Origin of the sequence: Tunturiibacter empetritectus, from assembly GCF_014201375.1 — a bacterium.
Lineage (GTDB): Bacteria > Acidobacteriota > Terriglobia > Terriglobales > Acidobacteriaceae > Edaphobacter > Edaphobacter lichenicola_D.
Window position 1 is genome coordinate 133,407 of the sequence record NZ_JACHDZ010000005.1, and the last position, 16,222, is coordinate 149,628.

A 16,222-nucleotide genomic window follows, 5' to 3' on the forward strand; every position below is an offset into this window, starting at 1 on the left:
ATCTGATAGCTGCTAATTCGTCAAAACCGCCCGATACCGCACCTGGTTCTTCTTCACCTTGGTCACAGCATCATTCGCCTTGGCCATCGCAAACCGCTCCGTAATCGCCTTCACCCCATGCCGAGCCGCAACGTCCAGCATCTCGCTGATCTCCTGCGGACTTCCGGTATTGCTCCCCGCAACCGCCTTCTGGTGCGCAATCAGCGACCCACCCAGAATCGGCATCGGAGAAGGCGGCGCTCCAACAACACACAAAGTTCCCTTCGGCCGCAGAGCATTCACATAAGCCTGCCACTCCTGATCCGCGCTCACCGTCGAGAGCAGCAGATCAAACGACCCCGCGACCTTTTTCAGCGCTCCCGTATCGCGCGTATTCACAAAGTGATGTGCACCCAACTGCTTCGCTTCGGCCTCTTTATCCTTCGAGGTTGAAAACGCCGTCACCTCCGCGCCAAACGCCTTCGCAAACTGCACCCCAAGATGCCCCAGCCCGCCAATCCCAATCACGCCCACCCGCGACGACGGACGCACCTCATAGTTCCTCAGCGGAGCGTACACCGTAATCCCAGCACACAGCAGAGGAGCCGCATTCTCGCTCTCAAGCTTTGCAGGCAAGGGAATCGCAAATCGCGAGTTCACCCGAACCCTGTCGGCAAATCCGCCATTGCGTCCCACGCACGTCGGTTGAGCCTTCGCGCACAGCTGCTCCAGTCCCTGCCGGCACCATTCGCAGATCCCGCAGCTATCCGCCTGCCAGCCAATCCCCACGCGCTCGCCCATCGCGCGGTCCTTCACACCCGAGCCCACCCCCACCACCGTCCCCACAATCTCATGGCCCGGAATAAAAGGATACTTGCTGATCCCCCAATCGTTATCGATCAGGTGAACATCGCTGTGACATACGCCGCAGTGCGAGATCTTTACCTCAACCTCATTCGCCTGCAGCTCGCCCGGATCGTATTTATAGGCTAGTAAGTGTGCGCCGGCCGCATGCACAGCGAGACCATGTATTTCACTCATTCGAAGTCTTTCCCTTTTGGCGCAGAACATATCCGCCGCGCCGACCCTTTGATGCCATCTACCTTTGCTGCTACCTGCCCTTTGATGCTACAACACCAACCGGAGCAAAAAAAATCCGCACGCTAATCGCACCCGATCGCAACAATCGTGTAACAAGACCTGCCTCAACACTTATTAGCGTCGCCCAAAAGTCTCACCCTGCTACCGCACCACCAGGTTCAGCACCTGGTAGCCACTCACAGCGTATCCCGCCTCCACCGACCCCGCAGCCACAACACTCTCCCCTGTCAGCTGCATCTTCTGCGCCTCTTTCAACGGCTCATAGATATTCGCCATCGACAACGGAACCTCCGGCAGAGCCTCGCCCTCCAGCACCACCTGCGCCGCATGATTCAACAGAGTCACATAAACCCGATCGTTCTCATGAATCCTGTTCAGCGCCGCCACCGTATCGGCCAGCCCCACCGACCGCTCCGCCCCCGCCTTCGTCGTCAGCTTGTCCACCGTCGCGCCATCGCTCACCACCACCCGCATCGACCCGGCGCTCACATCCTCCGGCAACCTCACCTTCACCCGCACCATCCTCGTCTCAGCCTGATAGGGATGCACCACCGCCTCCACCTCAATCTCATCCCCCGCCCGAGCCTCCATCCTGCTCAAACGCGCCGACTCCAGCACCGCCGACATCCTCGCCGGAATCGCCTCCACCCTCAGCTTTACCCCCGTCACCACCGGCTGATCCAGCGCATTCCCGTACACCTTGCTGAACCGGTCATTCACCAGCAAAGCCGCGTTGATCGTAGCCGGATTGAGCTCGTTCTGCGTCATCAACCCCTGCATCGCAACCGGCGGTAACCCCTTCACATCTATCTCGCCCGACAGCCGATAGCTCAACTCCTCCGCCGCCGTGTTATTCGTCTGCAAACTCTGATACACCGACACCACCATCGCCGACGGAGTCAGTTGCCGGTTATCCAACACCTCAAAGTGCAGCGTCCTAGTCTTGGCCTGCACTCCCTTCTCCGTCGGAGGAGGAACCACCTCCACCACCACCGGAATCATCCGCGCCTCCACCCCAAACCGCCCCATAATCGCCGAAGCGCGATCCTCCGTAAACGCCCCCACCGTCTCGGTCGTATTAATAATCTTGAACGCATTTAACGGCGACGCCAGCGAAGCCAGCACTGTAGCCTTGGTCATCGGCATATCCACCGGCCCATACTGCGTAATCGGATGCCCGCACGCCAGCAGCCTCGTCGGGTCCACATACGTCACCGTGCAAGTCCCCGCCATCGACAGATCCCCTCGAACCAGCACCGCGCTCACCGCACTCCCCGGAACCAGTGGCTCCGGCTGCACCACGGCCGAGTCCGCCCCACCCAGCCCCACCACCGGCGTCAAACCCATCGCGCGAAACCGATCCCCAAACCGCTCCACCGTCTCCTGGCTGAACCCGCCCATCATCAGCGGAGTCTCCATCGCCCGCATCTCCGGCTGCCCCTCAAACTCTCTGCTCACCCCAGGCAGCTTCACTCCGGCCAGCTTCATCCCCCCCGCCGCCCCATCTTCATCCCGTACCTGCAGCATCGACTCGATCGGCGTAATCCCCGCAATCGGCTCCTTGCTGAACTGCCCGATCCGATAACTCAGCGCCCCCACCAGCCGCCCGTCGATATACACCGGACTTCCGCTCATCCCCGCCACCACGCCCGTGTACTCCGGCTTATCCCCATGCAGCCGAGCCAGAATCATGTCCTGCCCCGGTCCCAGCGCATCCTTCAAGAGCCCCAAAATCTCCACCTGCATCGGCTCCGGATTCACCCCTTCGAAGACCGTATAAGCCACTCCGCGCATTCCCCGCCTCACCTCGGCCAGAGGAAAAAACTTCGTCACTGCCGGAGCCACCGAAGGCGCCGCCACCGCAGTCCATCCCGTCCCACTCACCGCCTGCCCCGCAGCCGAGGCCAGCGCAGAACTCCCCAACACCCAGCCCATCATCAGGCCAGTCATCCACAACCGAGTTTTTACCGCATCCATCACGTCTACAGACTACTAGGAAGTCATAAGTAGTGGCACAAACTCACCAAGCGACCAACGGGAGCAACAGGCGAAGCGGTATACAAGTCACGAAGTGACCGCCTCCCGCGCAGGGAGCCCGTCCGGCAGGACACACGCTCTACTCACAATTGCACTTAAACCCCGTCCAACATTCGGAGTAAAGTTTCAGATGATGACTATCCTTCCGCATCCCAGGGCTCGCATCCTCCTCCTTCTCTCCTGCCTCCTCCTTCTCACCCTGCCCGCCGCCGCCCCCGCGCAGGAAGCACCCGCACAAAGCCCACCCCAGCAGACCAAACCCACCCCCGACGACGCCGGCCCCGACACCGACAACGGCACCATCGTCCTCAAGAAGAAGAAGGAAGCCGACGAGCCCCCGCCGCCCCCCGCGCCCGTCGCCCCCAAGGTCAAAAATCCCGACAACGAAACCTTCTCCCTCCGCGTCGACGTCCCCATCGTCAACATCGACGCCAGCGTCATCCTCGACAAGACCCACCAGTTCGTTCCCGGCCTCAAGGCCAACAACTTCCTCATCCTCGAAGACGGCGTCCCCCAGACCATCACCAGCGTCCGAACCACGCAAACCCCAATCACAGCCGTCATGCTGCTTGAGTTCGCCGCCAACAGCTACTACCTCATCAACGACATGCGCAACGCCTCCTACTACTTCTTCCGCTCCCTCCGCCCCGACGACTACATCGCCGTCATCACCTACGACCTCCGCACCCACATCCTCACCGACTTCACCAACAACAAGGATCTCATTGCCCAATCTCTGCAGTCGCTCATGATCCCCGGCTTCTCCGACACCGACATGTTCGACGCCCTCTACGAGACCCTCGACCGCACCAGCCGCATCGAAGGCCGAAAGTACATCATCCTCATCGGCTCCGGCCGTGACACCTTCTCCAAGCTCACCCTCGACAAGATCCTCGCCAAAGTCAAGAACACCCCCAATGTCACCATCTTCACCATCTCCACCGGCGCGCTCCTCAACGAGCTCCGCGCTGGCGGAGGCCCCCGCGAGCTCGACTACCTCCAGGCGCAGAATCAACTACAGACCTTCGCCAGGATGACCGGCGGCCTCAGCTTCGCCCCCGTCTTCCAGGGCGAACTCCCCGACATCTTCTCCCAGATCAACCAGTCCATCCGCAACGAGTACATCCTCACCTACCGCCCCACCAACAACAAGAACGACGGCACCTACCGCAAGGTCAAGGTCCTCCTCGTCGACAACGAAGGCCACCCCTTGCGCATGCAGGACGAAAAGGGCAAGCCGCAAAAGTACTCCGTCATCGCCCGCGACGGCTACAGCGCCAAACTCCCCGTCGAATAATCCAGGCGTCGATTCTTCAACATGATCAGAGATCCAAATCAATCTCCGACAACGGTGTCGAGCAACAGATCAAAACGTCTCCCTCGGCAGGCCGATCAAGCGGCTCCGGCGCATAGTCGATTTTGCCCCCAATCAACCCGGACTCGCACATATGGCAGACACCCGTCCGACAAGACCATCTGACAGGAATATCGCAAGCTTCGGCGAATTCGAGAAGACTTCCATATCGCTCGCTCCACGGAACTGTAAGGCCGCTGCGCGTGAAGAAAACCTTCGGACCGCCGCCAACTGCTCCGGCAGGCTGATGCGGCTGCACCAAGGCAGTCCTTGCGATTCCGGGTGTTATTGATGATCCCGTACCGAACGTCTCTGAATGAATACAGGAATCAGGGAGACCCCAGTCCTTCAACGCCGTAGTCAGATCTGCGAGGAAACTGGCAGGTCCGCAAAGATAGAACTCCGCTGTCTTCGGTACGTTGCGCTCTTCCAAGAAGGAAAGATTCAGGTGCCCGTGAACGTCATAGTCACTCCCCAATCGATCCCCAGCTTCGGGCTTGCTATACGCAACCAACGAATGACTCTTAGGAAGACCCTTCAACAGCTCCCGCACCTCCAGCGCAAAGGGGTGTTCTCTGCCATTGCGGCCTCCGTAACACCACCAGATCTCCCGCGTGGAATTTGCCTCTGTAGCCGCAAGCGAGTGAAGCATCGAGAGCACCGGCGTCGCCCCGATACCCGCGCTCAGCAGCACAACGGGTCTGTCATTCGGTGCAAGCGTAAAGCTGCCTCTCGGTGCGCTCACCTGAAGGAGATCGCCAACCTGAATACGTTCATGAAAGTAGTGGCTGCCTGCGCCATCAGCACGCTTCACGCTGACGCGATAGGTTCCGGCACTCTGCGGACCAGACATCGAATAACTTCGCAGGATAGGAGCGGAGTTCTTGTCGAGTTCGAGCTTGAAGACAATAAATTGACCCGCAAGAGGCGCCGGCAATGCACTCCGATCCTCCGACTCGAGAAGAAAGGAGAGCACGGCAGCGCTCTCTCGTCGCACCGCCCCCACTCGCAGTGATCGAAACCCACTCCACGCCGGCGGTGGCGCAGAGGATGGAGCCAGGCCGGCATTGCCACCCTTCTCGTCCCCCTCGAGCAGAGCTTCGAACGATCCTCTCCAGCCTGCACTGAGTGCCGGGACGCGAAGGGCACGTTCCAATTGATCGCGCGGATGGTCAGGCAAGTAAAGCAGTGCATCGATCGCGGCGACGCTCATACCCTCCGGTCCATCCGCCACCTTCACGATCTCATCTCCGGCGCCGATCTCTCCCTCCTCAATCACACGGAAGTAGAAGCCCGGCCGCTTATGCGAAACCAACAGCGCGGGCATCTGAGGGTTGTTCATCCGTAGGCCGACGCGATAGCAGGTAACCCGTGGCTGCGTCACCTCGAACAGCGCTCCACCGATCCGGTAGCGATCCCCGATACAGACCTCCTCATCGGGCAGGCCATCAACCGTCAGGTTCTCGCCAAACTGACCGTACTCAAAGTCATGCCGCTGAAGGTACGTCTCCCAGTAGCGGTAAGAGTCGAGTTGGTACACCATGACGGCGCGATGTTCTCCGCCATGTCCTGCAAGGTCGCCCTGCCCATCGCCATCGAGATTTAAATGACGCGCCATCACCCTGCCTGGTGCCGATCGTTTCCAGATAGCGGTATGGACCACCTTGCCTTGCCAGTCGACGTCGTGTGGAAGACCGACATTCACGGAGATAAGCGAATTCATCCTTTGCTCCCTCACGCCGAAGATAGAGCGAGTCGTTTCCGAGGAGCAGCGCGTCTCTGTGATCCTCTGCTGCCGTCTTTGTTTTTTGAGATAGGTCCAGGCTTTAGCCTGGACATGCAAGACCCACTCCTCGATAGCCGACTATCAAGAGTAAACCCGTTCGTAGCCTTTTATCTCCGAATATCTCGTCATCCAGCCGTTACGCGCAATCGGTTCCATGACGCCAAAACCCAGTAAAAAAGTGTTTTATCGAGAGACCAGACACCTGTGATCCACCCGCAAGCACCAGCGAAACCATCACCCAACACTCTTCCCCAGTAACTCCCGCACAGCCGACGCTATCTCCTCCACGTGCGTCTGCAGAGCAAATTGTCCCGTATCTAAAAACCGCACACAGCATTTCGGACTATCCCTCCTAAAAGCCTCCGCCTCCGGAGGTAGTACTACTTTCTCTCTTGACAAACCATAACCACACGGTTATGGTTTTGCCTGTGAAGCCGGCCAGCGCCCATCACGTCTTCCGTGCCCTATCCGACCCGACCCGCCGGGCCATCTTCGAGGAGTTGACCCGGCAGGGAGAGCAGACCGTCCACGCCTTGACCAGCTTTGCCGGAGTCTCCCAGCCTGCCGTCTCCAAGCACCTCACCGTGCTCAAGCGGGCAAAGCTGGTACGGCATCGCCGAGCGGGACGCGAAACTCACTACCGCGCGCAGCCAGACGCCCTGGCACCCATGGTCGACTGGCTGCGTCACTACGGTGTCTTCTGGCGCGACCGGTTTGACAAGCTTGAAGCACTTTTGGAAAGGATGGAATAATGACCCAAGCAGTTGACGTCTCCACTCGCTCCATCGTCGTCGAACGCCAGATGCCGCATCCACAGGAGAAGGTCTGGCGTGCGCTCACCGAAGGCCCGCTCATCGAGCAATGGCTGATGAAGAACGACTTTCAGCCCATCGTCGGGCACAAGTTCAACTTCCGCGCCAAACCCATGGCCGGCTGGAACGGCATCGCCGACTGCGAGGTCCTCGTAGTCGACCCACCCCAGCGTCTCTCCTGGAGCCAGAACGCCTCCGGCGACCAGGCCGCCGACGGTCTGCGCTCAGTTGTCACCTGGACCCTGACGCCCACAAGCGCTGGCACCCACGTTCGCATGGAGCACTCCGGCTTCCGCCCGCAGGACGAAGGCGGCTACCAGGCCATGAACTTCGGCTGGCCACGCGTCCTCGCGAACCTCGAGCGTGTGGCAGGAGTGTTGAATCCCGAAGAGTTGAATCCCAGCGAGGTAAAGCAATGACCGCCCCCAATACCCTTGTCATTGAGCGAGTCTTCCCACACGCACCAGAAAAGCTCTGGCGCGCCCTCACCGAGAGCCCGCTCCTCGCGCAGTGGATGATGAACAACGACTTCGAGCCGGTGCCCGGGCGAAAGTTCCAGTTCCGCGCCGACCCCATGCCAAACTGGAACGGCATCGTCGACTGCGAGGTGCTCGTCGTCGACCCACTCCAACGCCTGTCTTATAACTGGGGTGTTGGAGGAGGCGAAGCCGGGCTTCAATGGGTAGTGCTCTTCACCTTGACTCCAGCCGACGGCGGCACTCGCCTTCGCATGGAGCAGTCCGGCTTCGGTCCCGATCAGCAGGCAGCGTATCAAGGCGCAAACTACGGCTGGCAGAAGTTCTTCGGCGGCCTCGAGCGTGTCCTTGGGGAGGTGCAATGACCACGACGGCAAAGAACATTACGTATTGGACGACGACCGGACTCATAGCATTTTTTATCGGAAGCGGCGGTGCCGGGCAGCTGGTACAGTTTCAGCGCAACCCCCATGGCGTCGTGCCCGTCCTTGGCTACCCCCTGTACTTCTTCGCCATCCTGGGATTCTGGAAGGTGCTCGGAGCCATCGCCATTCTCGTGCCACGCTACCCGAGGCTCAAGGAGTGGGCCTACGCCGGCATCTTCTTCGACCTGACAGGCGCAGCCGCATCCTGCGCTGCAGTCGGCGGTTACGGCGCCTATGCCTTTCACATCCTGGCCCCGCTCATCCTCGCCGGTATTACTGTGGCATCCTGGGCCCTGCGACCGGAGAGCCGCACTATCGGCCTCCTCTTTCCCGCAACAAACAGCACTCCGATATAACCACCAGAGCTGGAAACATCGACCCAAGGTGAGACAGAGGAATCATCGGAAGAATTGCTGCATCTGATTTGATACAACTTCCACCCATCGCGGCAGGGCCGACGGATCGGGCCACGCTCTGGGTAGCCACTTGTAGTGGAAGCCACCGGATATCTTGCACAGGGCCCAATCTCTAATTGACGCTGAGCTTTTGTAGTTAAGTTAGTTCAGTTGTGGGTGCTATGGATTGCGCATACCCTGCACACCATCCAGTACCTGTATGTTCTTCAACCAGAGGTGGAGGTGTTGATATGAAGTCAAAACGCATACTCATCAGTGTGGGTCTTGTGGCATCTCTCGTCGCCGTCTCCGAGATTGCGACCTCCGCCAGTCAGGACAAGTACACCGTAAAAGTTACAAATGGCCTCGCCTTCTCCGAGTTCAGGGGATACGAAAGCTGGCAGGTGATCGGCGTCAGCCATCACGGAGATCTGATCGCTGCGATCCTCGGAAATCCCGCGATGATCGACGCCTACAAGGCTGGCATTCCAGAGAACGGCAAGCCCTTCCCCGATGGCGCCAAGATGGCGAAGATCCATTGGAACGCGAAGAAGGATGAGGCCATGCCCGGTGAGCCGACCGTGCCAGGAACTTTGCATGACGTTGATTTCATGCTGAAGGACAGCAAGAGGTTTGCGGACGGTAAGGGGTGGGGCTATGGCGCGTTCGAGTATGACTCGGCGTCCAATACGTTCAGGCCCGCCGACTTGAATGACAAACCACCGCAGGGGCATGACGCGGAGTGTGGGGTTTCTTGCCACATGGCCGCGCAGAATCGAGACTATGTTTTCACCCGGTACGGGTCGAGGTGAGCGGTGCGGTTGCGCATCCAACCGAAAGGAGGCACTCCCTTACTCCTCCGACCAACGGGAGGACCGTGCGAAGCGGTACACAAGTCACGAAGTGACCGCCGAATCGACAACAGGTCTTCGTCGCCGGGGTAACTGAGCGCAGCAGGCCCGTCCGGCAGGACAGCGTCTTGCAGGTCACGCTCCAGCGCAGCTAAATTACGTAGGAGAGTCTGGAGCGATAAATGAAAAAGGTTGTCCCGGTGGAATCTGCATCTGCGTACATCGATGCGAAGATCAACGAACTCGGCGACTGGCGCGGCAAGACGCTCGCGAAGGTGCGCGCCATCATCCACAAGGCAGACCCTGAGATCGTCGAAGAGTGGAAGTGGATGGGCACGCCCGTCTTCTCCCACAGCGGCATCGTCTGCACGGGAGAGACGTACAAGAGCGTCGTCAAAATGACCTTTGCCAAAGGAGCTGCGTTGCCGGATCCATCGGGTCTCTTCAACTCCAGCCTCGACGGAAATGTCCGGCGCGCCATCGACCTCCACGAAGGCGACAAGCTCGACGAGGCGGCCTTGAAGGATCTCATTCGCGCCGCCGTAGCCCTCAATCTCGATCTTAAAGCCGCCAAAGCCAAGCCCAAACCGAAGCCCAAGCCAGCGAGCAACAAGTAGCTCGACTAATCTCGTGGCACCGGCGAAACCATCACTCATTACTTTTGAGAGGAGTAGACGATGCGTGTATTCGTTGCAGGAGCGAGCGGAGCGATCGGTGAACCTTTGATCGCGGAGCTACTAAAGCAGGGACATTCCGTAGTAGGCATGACAACGAGCGCGACGCGAGCGAAGAACTTGGAGGCTCAGGGGGCCGAGGCCGTTCTCGTTGACGCGTTCGATGCCGTGGCGCTGGAAACGGCGCTGCGACGTTCAAAGGCGGAAGCGGTAATCGACGAACTAACGTCGCTGCCCAAAGAACAAAGTGATATGCCTAAGTATGCGGCTGGCGACAGAAAGCTAAGGATTGAGGGTGGTGGAAATCTCTTTCGTGCGGCGCTTGCGAGCGGTGTGCGGCGATATCTACAGCAGGCGAGCGGGTTCTTTTTGAAGGCGGCCGAAGGGACGCTGGCGGATGAGTCCTCTCCGCTGGATGTGAATGCAAGCCCAGCAGTAGCGGCGAGTGCGCGGACGTATACCGAACTGGAAGCGCGCCTCTTCAGTTCCAATGCAATTGAGGGGGTGGCGCTGCGTTATGGATTTTTTTACGGGCCGAAAACGTGGTATCACCCCGGCGAGGCGGCAGCAAACATGGCGATGAAGCAACAGAATCCCGTGGTCGGTAAGGGCGAGGGAGTGTCGTCCTTTGTCCATATCGACGATGCTGCTATTGGAACAGTCGCAGCGCTGGCGGCGGAGCCCGGTGTCTACAACTTCGTAGACGATGACCCTTCACCTCAGTCCGTGTGGCTGCCGGCGTTTGCGAAGTTTGTAGGCGCTCCGCCACCTCCGCGCATGAGCGAAGCCGAGGTGAAGTCAATTGCTGGAGAAGATGTCGTTTATTACGCAACGAAATTGAGTGGCGCCTCCAATGCCAAGGCGAAGTGGGTTCTCGGATGGAAACCGCGAAGATTGCAGTGGCTGGAGGTTTAAGTAACCGTGGCGAACGGCAGAGGAGGGTGCTCATATATTGTGTGATGACGTGGGACCAAGCACTCATTGATCCACGATTGATCCTGCTACGGGTCTTCCAGCTGTATTGTCGGCATTAGGAAGTAACCCATTCTTTGCGGGTTACCTCCCGTACACACCCGCGAAACTATCACCCAACACTCTTCGCCAGCAACTCCCGCACCGCCACCGCAACCTCCTCCACATGCGTCTCCAGCGCAAAGTGTCCCGTGTCCAGAAACTGCACCGTAGCACTCGGAATATCCCGCTTATAAGCCTCAGCCCCCGGAGGAATAAAGAACGGATCGTTCTTCCCCCAGATCGCCAGCAACGGAGGCTTTGACGTCCTGAAGTACTCCTGAAACTTCGGATACAGCTTCACGTTGTTCTGATAGTCCAGAAACAGATCCAGCTGAATGTCGGTATTGCCCGGCCGATTCACCAGCGCATAGTCCAGCCAGTACCCCTCGGGCTTTACCGCCTCCGGACTCTTCACCCCATGCACATACTGAAACTTGATTCCCTCAAAGCTCACCGCAGCCTTGCGCACCTCCTCGCGATTCGCCGCCGAAGGATCGCTCCAGTACTTGCGAATAGGCCCCCACGCATCGCCAAGCCCCTCTTCATAAGCATTCCCATTCTGCGAGACGATCGCCGTCACCCGCTCCGGACGAGCCATCGCCATACGAAACCCAGTCGGCGCGCCATAGTCGAACACATACAGCGCATACCGCTTCAGATGCAGCGCATCGGTAAAGGCCAGCATCGTCTTCGCCAGCGCATCGAAGCTGTACCTGTACTGCCGCGCCTCCGGCACCTCGGTAAATCCAAACCCCGGAAGATCCGGCGCAATCACCCGATACTTATCCGCCAGCCGCGGAATCAACTCGCGATACTGAAACGAAGAAGCAGGGAAGCCGTGCAACAGCAGCACCACCGGCGCACCCGCCGGCCCAGCCTCACGATAGAACACACTCACCCCATCAGCCTCAACGCGGTGAACGGTAGTCAGCGGAACTCCTGAACCTGTCGCTCCTGAACCAGATACTCCTGAACTAGTAGACATACTCTCTCCTCTCCCGAAACTCCGGGTCTCTTCCAACCAACCTTGTGAAAGGGCAGCAGGAGCAGCACTCGCCACAGCAAGCAGACTCCCGCCTCCCGCCAAAAAGCTTCGACGATCCATTCATGCTCCACGCAACTCAAATGTGTGAAACCAGTGAAAACAGCATTCAACAGTTACAAGTAAGATGTAACCCAGCAGGATAGGTTTCACGAGTTACAATAAAAACAGAAGAAAAATCCCCCATGCCGACACCCGCCAAACTCCCTCCCTCCATCGAGCCACCAAAGGTAGGGGATCATCCTGCGCTCGACCTCCTGAACACCGTGTTCCTTCTCAACGGCACCATCGTAGACTCCCTCCAGACCGATCAGGATGTACTTCAGTGGCTCGCCGGCGCTGGCTGGCCAGTCGAGCACGACCGCGCAGGATCAAAGCCCGGCGCCCTCCTGCGCAGTGCCCGGACCCTCCGCGAAGCAATCCGCCGAATCGTTGAAGCCAGAAAGGCAGGTAAGCGCACCGACCCTGCTCCCATCAACGCCTTGCTCGCTCAATCGCAGAGTCACCTCAAGCTATCGTCCACCAAGGGTGGAACCCTCCACCTCGAACGTCAGTGGAGACAACGCACCCCCGAAGAGATCCTCGCCCCCATCGCCGAAGCCGCCGCCGAGCTCCTCGCCACCGGCGACTTCAACCTAGTCCGTCACTGCGAAGCCCCCGAGTGCGTCCTATGGTTCTACGACCGGACCCGCTCCCACCATCGCCGCTGGTGCAGCATGGCCACCTGCGGCAACCGCAACAAGGTAGCCGCCTTCCGCCACCGCCACCAAGCCACCACCTAGCGACCACGAACCCGCCACAACCTACCACAACCCACAACGAACCCACCACCAAGCCACCACAACTCACCACCAAGCCACCACAACTCACCACCAAGCCACCACGTCGCGACCACAACCCACCAATTGTTTTTGTCATCCCGCAGGGATCTGCTGTTCCTCACCTCCGCGTAGTCGAACGGGAGGAATTTGCTTGTTGCTCACCCACCAGCAACATCGTCATTTCGACCGAAGCGGACCACAGTCTCATCGTGGTCCGCGCAGTGGAGAAACCCCCGCATTTGCATTTTGCCGTTGTTGTTGCTGTTGCTGTCATCCTGAGCGAAGCGAAGGATCCCGATACATCCCACTCACCTATGCCGCAGGAACCTTTCAACCGGAATTCAGCCTTTGAACTTGCCCACCATTTATTGCCGTTAAGGCTCTTGCCGCTGATGCGCTCGTTCTCCCTCCAACGAATCGCCACAAACCCCAACAAAAACCCATGTCAAGCCCCACCCAGGCCTAAAACCTCTATCCAAACAACATCCCCGTGGCGTATCAGATAAACCACCGGACTATACTTAAGGAAGAGCAGAAAAAAGATAACACAAGACTTCAACAAACAGCTGCATATCGCCCCATAACTAATTGATTACAAATATTTTGTAAACAACTAACACGCAATCAATATTTTACAGACAGCTACCCCGCGCAAACAACTAAAAACAAACAACTTCCCTGCAAGATACTACAGGGGGAGGGGGCCACACTATCTGGGCCGTGGAATTGTAAGATCAAGATCCCCAGCAGTCATCTGCTTCGTCAGCAAAATAATCTGCCCAACATGTTGCTGCACATGCCCCACCACCTGGTAGATCGCCTCCATCACACTCACATCGCGCCCCTGCGGACTAATCCTCTCCGACAGCCGCCCCGCCGGCACCCCCGCAATCACACCCTTCGCCTCCGCCATCGTCGACTGGAACAGAGCAATCAACTCCTCCGGACTCATCCCACCCTCCGCACTAAACTCCGCATCCCGAACCCTGACATCGGCCGCCCCACCCACCCCATGCATCACCCACTGCCGCGCATTCCCGCAAAGATGGAGCACAAGATTTCCCACAGCATTCTCATGGGCCCCCTGCCGCTGCCAAACCTGATCGTAGGTCAGCTTCTTCAGGCAAGCTACCAGGCACTCGCACATCATCTCCAACCGGCGACACGAAACATCAAGAAAATCCACAGCAACAGCATCAAGGGTCGTAGTCATCCCAGCATTCTAACCCGCCCCAGAGCGTCTAGATCCGTTGAGCCGTTGACCTTATCTCCCTCACCTCGTACACTCATACAAGGCAGTCAGCGAGCACCCTGTTCGCGACGCAAAAGCGCACCCACGCCAAGCACGTTGCCCCCTAGTTCAATGGTAGAACAGTCGGCTCTGAACCGATCAATCGGGGTTCGAATCCCTGGGGGGCAACCAAAACACTCAAAACCTGAACTTCCTCGCACCTCCCCGAACATCCTCGCACGCGAGGATGTTCTTGTTTTACAGCAACTTACACGAAAATAACGTGCGAGAGAGTGCGAAGGCGTCCGAGTGCAGCCAGACTTTTCTGTGGGGAAAGATGTGGGGTAGGATGAGGCAAAGTGTGGGGAAAGAAAATCCCCGCTCTGGAGGTCCGCCGTGGCACTGACGATCGAGGAAATCGAGAATGCAAAGCCGAAAGACAAGAAATACAAGCTGGCCGATGGGGGTGGGCTGTGTCTTCTCATCCAGCCTTGGGGTGGGAAGTTCTGGCTTTGGCGCTATCGCTTCGATGGCACCGAGAAGAACATGACATTTGGGGAGTACCCGCTCATCGGTCCCAAGGACGCCCGCGAGCTTCACTTCGCTGCGAAGAAGCTACTGGCATCCGGCATCAATCCAATGGCCGAACGCAAGGCTGAGGCCGAAGCGAAGCAGCAGGAAGTCAAAGTGCTTCAGCGTGAGGCTGACAACAGCTTTGAAAAGGTCGCCCGAAAATGGTGGGCATGGTGATCCATCGGCAAGTCGCCCAGGCACGCAGAGACCCTGATGAATCGGCTTGAGGCTGATGTCTTCCCCGTCATCGGTCATTTGTCCATTGATGCCGTCCAAACGGGCCATATTCGGGACATCATGCTGACGATTGAGACACGCGGCGCGAGCGATGTCGCCAAAAGAGCCCATCAGTCCATCGGGCAGATTTTCCGCTTCGCCATCGCGCGTGAACTTGCGAGCCGGAACCCTGCGGCTGACTTCAAGCCGCGGGACGTGTTGGCAGCGACGGAATCAGAGAACTTCGCCCGTGTGGACGAAAAGGATTTGCCCGAGTTGCTGGCGAAGATGGACGACTACAACGGAGACGCTCTCACACGCTTTGGACTCAAGCTGCTGGCGTACTGTTTCCCACGCACCAGCGAACTGATCGAAGCGCCATGGACCGAGTTCGACTTCGACAGAGCGCGATGGGAAATTCCGCCGGAGCGCATGAAGATGAAGACCCCTCACATCGTCCCATTGTCACGCCAAGCTGTGGAAGTGCTTCGAGCGCTTAGGCTGCTCACCGGCAATGGCAAATTGGTATTCCCGGGAGCCAAGGACAAGAAGAGGCCCATGAGCAACAACACTCTCTTGTATGCGCTCTACAGACTTGGATATGAGGGCCGCATGACGGGACACGGATTCCGTGGACTAGCTTCGACCATCCTCAATGAGAATGACTTTGACGATGAGCATGTAGATTTGCAACTTGCCCACATGAAGCGGAACAAGGTGTCTGCTGCCTACAATCATGCGAAGTATTTGAAGCAGCGCACTGAAATGATGCAGTGGTGGGCGGACTATCTGGATACACAGCTTGCTAAAGGGAGGCGGGCGCTAGCGGCCTAAGCATATTTCTTCGAAGATGCCCAAGCGTCCCCAAGCCCGCGTCGCGGCATCCTTCTGCTTAGCTGTGAAACCGCTGATCTCGATGTCGAGATTCGCTCGGCAGCCCACTCCTTGACTTCCGATCTTACCCACGCGACAGTGCGCGGTCCTAGCCGGACGGGTGCCGGAAAACTATTCGCACGGATCAGTGCATAGAGGCTAGACTTCGACAGACCGGTGACCAATTTCACGTCTGGTAGACGCAGGAAACTGACCTCTTCCAGAGCATTTGGCAGCGCAGATCGTCCAGCGTCCGTTTCCACTCGCCCGGACGGCTTCTTCGATGGGAGATTGTGATTGGACAGCAAGGGAACCTCCGGGGGGATTACGAATGACCTTGGATGATACTGCCCGCCCTACGCGCCACCGTCCAATACTTTGTTGCGATGGATGGCGATGCTTAAACGAGATGGGGGTTTTCTGCGTCTTACTATTTGCAGAGTCGTCGGGTTGCCTTGAGTCACGCAACTTTTGTTTACCAATTTGGTTCCAATTGAAGTGAAAGAAGTTACGGGATGGAAGTCCTTTAACGACAGCACCACCGCTTACTAGAGTTCCGGGG

At 58.3% G+C, this 16,222-nt stretch carries 17 protein-coding genes and 1 tRNA gene; 12 read left to right on the plus strand and 6 right to left on the minus strand.

The features are described 5' to 3' along the window. Positions 1–12: 12 nt before the first annotated feature. Positions 13–1,020 (minus strand): NAD(P)-dependent alcohol dehydrogenase, encoded by a 1,008-nt coding sequence (locus tag HDF10_RS15240; protein WP_183814816.1) that lies wholly within the window; start codon positions 1,018–1,020, stop codon positions 13–15. A 201-nt stretch (positions 1,021–1,221) separates the two neighbouring features. Beyond that, the gene (locus HDF10_RS15245) at positions 1,222–3,057 is read right to left on the minus strand and encodes a SpoIVB peptidase S55 domain-containing protein (RefSeq protein WP_260177915.1); all 1,836 of its coding nucleotides are present in this window, start codon (positions 3,055–3,057) and stop codon (positions 1,222–1,224) included. 190 nt (positions 3,058–3,247) lie between these two features. Between HDF10_RS15245 and HDF10_RS15250 the strand changes: the two genes are divergently transcribed. Beyond that, on the plus strand, positions 3,248–4,414 hold the full coding sequence (locus HDF10_RS15250) for a VWA domain-containing protein (RefSeq protein WP_183814818.1): 1,167 nt from the start codon (positions 3,248–3,250) through the stop codon (positions 4,412–4,414). 25 nt (positions 4,415–4,439) lie between these two features. On the opposite strand, the gene HDF10_RS15255 is transcribed toward HDF10_RS15250, so the two are convergent. Beyond that, a complete protein-coding gene (locus HDF10_RS15255) occupies positions 4,440–6,194 on the minus strand; it encodes an MOSC and FAD-binding oxidoreductase domain-containing protein (protein WP_183814820.1) in 1,755 nt (584 codons plus the stop codon). 479 nt (positions 6,195–6,673) lie between these two features. Here HDF10_RS15255 and HDF10_RS15260 point away from each other — a divergent pair, with 479 nt between their 5' ends. The 7 genes from HDF10_RS15260 to HDF10_RS15290 all read left to right on the plus strand — a co-directional run bounded on the left by HDF10_RS15260 (position 6,674) and on the right by HDF10_RS15290 (position 10,805). Next, positions 6,674–7,009 (plus strand): ArsR/SmtB family transcription factor, encoded by a 336-nt coding sequence (locus HDF10_RS15260; protein WP_183814823.1) that lies wholly within the window; start codon positions 6,674–6,676, stop codon positions 7,007–7,009. Continuing rightward, positions 7,009–7,488 carry an SRPBCC family protein gene (locus HDF10_RS15265; protein WP_183814825.1) on the plus strand — a complete coding sequence of 160 codons (480 nt, stop codon included), beginning with the start codon at positions 7,009–7,011 and terminating at the stop codon, positions 7,486–7,488. The genes HDF10_RS15260 and HDF10_RS15265 overlap by 1 nt, the downstream gene beginning before the upstream one ends. Then, on the plus strand, positions 7,485–7,910 hold the full coding sequence (locus HDF10_RS15270; RefSeq protein WP_183814827.1) for an SRPBCC family protein: 426 nt from the start codon (positions 7,485–7,487) through the stop codon (positions 7,908–7,910). The genes HDF10_RS15265 and HDF10_RS15270 overlap by 4 nt, the downstream gene beginning before the upstream one ends. Beyond that, positions 7,907–8,326 (plus strand): DoxX family protein, encoded by a 420-nt coding sequence (locus HDF10_RS15275; protein ID WP_183814829.1) that lies wholly within the window; start codon positions 7,907–7,909, stop codon positions 8,324–8,326. The genes HDF10_RS15270 and HDF10_RS15275 overlap by 4 nt, the downstream gene beginning before the upstream one ends. 290 nt (positions 8,327–8,616) lie before the next feature. Continuing rightward, the gene (locus tag HDF10_RS15280) at positions 8,617–9,177 is read left to right on the plus strand and encodes a cytochrome P460 family protein (protein WP_183814831.1); all 561 of its coding nucleotides are present in this window, start codon (positions 8,617–8,619) and stop codon (positions 9,175–9,177) included. A 221-nt stretch (positions 9,178–9,398) separates the two neighbouring features. After that, positions 9,399–9,833, plus strand: a complete 435-nt coding sequence (locus tag HDF10_RS15285; RefSeq protein WP_183814833.1) for a DUF1801 domain-containing protein — start codon at positions 9,399–9,401, stop codon at positions 9,831–9,833. 60 nt (positions 9,834–9,893) lie between these two features. Beyond that, the gene (locus HDF10_RS15290) at positions 9,894–10,805 is read left to right on the plus strand and encodes an NAD-dependent epimerase/dehydratase family protein (RefSeq protein WP_183814835.1); all 912 of its coding nucleotides are present in this window, start codon (positions 9,894–9,896) and stop codon (positions 10,803–10,805) included. A gap of 169 nt (positions 10,806–10,974) precedes the next feature. Here HDF10_RS15290 and HDF10_RS15295 read toward each other — a convergent pair whose 3' ends face one another. Then, positions 10,975–11,889 carry an alpha/beta fold hydrolase gene (locus tag HDF10_RS15295; protein WP_260177916.1) on the minus strand — a complete coding sequence of 305 codons (915 nt, stop codon included), beginning with the start codon at positions 11,887–11,889 and terminating at the stop codon, positions 10,975–10,977. A gap of 242 nt (positions 11,890–12,131) precedes the next feature. Here HDF10_RS15295 and HDF10_RS15300 point away from each other — a divergent pair, with 242 nt between their 5' ends. After that, the gene (locus HDF10_RS15300) at positions 12,132–12,728 is read left to right on the plus strand and encodes a CGNR zinc finger domain-containing protein (protein WP_183814845.1); all 597 of its coding nucleotides are present in this window, start codon (positions 12,132–12,134) and stop codon (positions 12,726–12,728) included. Between the two features lie 748 nt (positions 12,729–13,476). Here the strand turns inward: HDF10_RS15300 and HDF10_RS15305 are convergent. Further along, on the minus strand, positions 13,477–13,980 hold the full coding sequence (locus tag HDF10_RS15305; RefSeq protein ID WP_183814847.1) for a DinB family protein: 504 nt from the start codon (positions 13,978–13,980) through the stop codon (positions 13,477–13,479). Positions 13,981–14,116: 136 nt separating this feature from the next. Between HDF10_RS15305 and HDF10_RS15310 the strand changes: the two genes are divergently transcribed. The 3 genes from HDF10_RS15310 (at position 14,117) to HDF10_RS15315 (ending at position 15,621) form a co-directional block, all read left to right on the plus strand. Then, a tRNA-Gln gene (locus HDF10_RS15310) sits at positions 14,117–14,190 on the plus strand. Positions 14,191–14,394: 204 nt separating this feature from the next. Next, positions 14,395–14,748 carry an Arm DNA-binding domain-containing protein gene (locus HDF10_RS20600; protein ID WP_221271773.1) on the plus strand — a complete coding sequence of 118 codons (354 nt, stop codon included), beginning with the start codon at positions 14,395–14,397 and terminating at the stop codon, positions 14,746–14,748. A gap of 3 nt (positions 14,749–14,751) precedes the next feature. Further along, the gene (locus tag HDF10_RS15315) at positions 14,752–15,621 is read left to right on the plus strand and encodes a tyrosine-type recombinase/integrase (protein WP_406706553.1); all 870 of its coding nucleotides are present in this window, start codon (positions 14,752–14,754) and stop codon (positions 15,619–15,621) included. Here HDF10_RS15315 and HDF10_RS15320 read toward each other — a convergent pair. Then, positions 15,618–15,923: a helix-turn-helix transcriptional regulator gene (locus HDF10_RS15320; RefSeq protein WP_256369953.1), complete on the minus strand. Its 306-nt coding sequence runs from the start codon at positions 15,921–15,923 to the stop codon at positions 15,618–15,620. The two genes, HDF10_RS15315 and HDF10_RS15320, sit on opposite strands and share 4 nt — an antisense overlap. Positions 15,924–16,222 lie beyond the last annotated feature (299 nt).